General features: G+C 67.3%; 1 protein-coding gene. It reads left to right on the top strand.

The features are described 5' to 3' along the window. Positions 1-621 (top strand): acyl-CoA dehydrogenase family protein (locus tag G3N93_RS42580; protein ID WP_206135671.1); only part of this gene is annotated, 621 nt, incomplete at both ends.

Raw genomic sequence — 621 nt, 5'->3', positions numbered from 1 at the left:
CGACGCCGGGCTTCGGCGAAGCGTTCCGCCAGTTCGTCGAAGGCGGCTGGCAGGGGCTGCAGCATCCGTCCGAGTACGACGGCCAGGGGCTGCCGAAGCTGATCGCGACGCCGTGCATCGAGATGCTGAATGCATCGAACCTGTCGTTCGCGCTGTGTCCGCTGCTGACCGACGGCGCGATCGAGGCGCTGCTGACGGCCGGCACCGACGAGCAGAAGCAGCGCTACGTGCCGAAGCTGATCTCCGGCGAATGGACGGGCACGATGAACCTGACCGAGCCGCAGGCCGGCTCCGATCTCGCGCTGGTGCGCTCGCGCGCCGAGCCGCAGGGCGACGGCACGTACAAGGTGTTCGGCACGAAGATCTTCATCACGTGGGGCGAGCACGACATGGCGGACAACATCGTCCACCTGGTGCTGGCGCGCACGCCGAACGCGCCGGAAGGCGTGAAGGGCATCTCGCTGTTCATCGTGCCGAAGTTCATGGTCAATGAAGACGGCTCGCTGGGCGCGCGCAACGACGTGCACTGCGTGTCGATCGAGCACAAGCTCGGGATCAAGGCGAGCCCGACGGCGGTGCTGCAGTACGGTGACCACGGCGGCGCGATCGGCTACCTGGTCG

Origin of the sequence: Burkholderia sp. Se-20378 (genome assembly GCF_017104665.1) — a bacterium.
GTDB classification, from domain to species: domain Bacteria; phylum Pseudomonadota; class Gammaproteobacteria; order Burkholderiales; family Burkholderiaceae; genus Burkholderia; species Burkholderia lata.
This window is presented reverse-complemented; position numbering and strand designations above follow the sequence as displayed.